The sequence below is a fragment of the Desulfovibrio sp. SGI.230 genome (assembly GCF_050313065.1).
Classification (GTDB): domain Bacteria; phylum Desulfobacterota; class Desulfovibrionia; order Desulfovibrionales; family Desulfovibrionaceae; genus Desulfovibrio.
In genome coordinates, this window is the sequence record NZ_JBNPKS010000030.1 from 1 (window position 1) to 764 (window position 764).

1 protein-coding gene is annotated in these 764 nt (G+C 49.9%); it reads left to right on the top strand.

From position 1 onward, the window contains the following. Positions 1-55: 55 nt before the first annotated feature. A protein-coding gene (locus ACQRAG_RS11755; RefSeq protein WP_427805336.1) for an IS5 family transposase occupies positions 56-764 on the top strand; the annotation gives its coding sequence in 2 pieces (ribosomal slippage) (positions 56-413 and positions 413-764; 710 coding nt annotated over the 2 pieces). This gene is flagged as partial in the annotation.

Here is a 764-nt window from a genome sequence, read left to right on the forward strand (position 1 = left end):
TCGTCAAATTCAAAAGTATGTTATAATCTCTTCACTTACAATGAGGAGAGACCATATGGCGGCACATCGGAGGCATGATATTTCCGACAAGGTATGGGCAAATATTGAAAAACTTCTTCCAGGTTCCAAAGGCTCTGTCGGTCGTCCTTCCGCCGATAACCGATTGTTTATCAACGCCGTCTTCTGGATACTGAGAACCGGGGCTCCGTGGCGGGATTTACCCCCCGATCTTGGCGACTGGAAAAATACACATCGCCGCTTCTGCCGATGGCGAGATCGGGGAGTTTGGGAGAAAATACTCGAAGCTCTCATTGTCGAACCTGATTTTGAATGGCTCATCATTGATGCCAGTCATTGCAAAGTACATCCCCATGCGGCGGGCGCTGCGGGAGGTAATGAGGCCATGAGCCGCACAAAAGGGGGCTCAACTCAAAAATACATCTGGCCGTGGATGCGCATGGTATGCCGGTCAGAGTTATTGTTACAGAAGGTACCCGAGCTGATTGCAAAGAGGCCTGTGCGTTGATTGACGGGTTGAGTGCCGGGGCACTTTTGGCTGATAGAGGCTACGATACGGAGAGTATTCTCCGCAAAGCAGGTGAATCCGGTTTCCAGGTTGTCATCCCGCCAAAGAGAAGTCGTAAAATATCACGCAACTATGACAGAGAGCTCTACAAAGTCAGGCATCTTGTCGAGAATGCTTTTCTCCATCTCAAGCGCTGGCGGGGAATTGCCACACGATATGCCAAAAGATGTGCATCTTT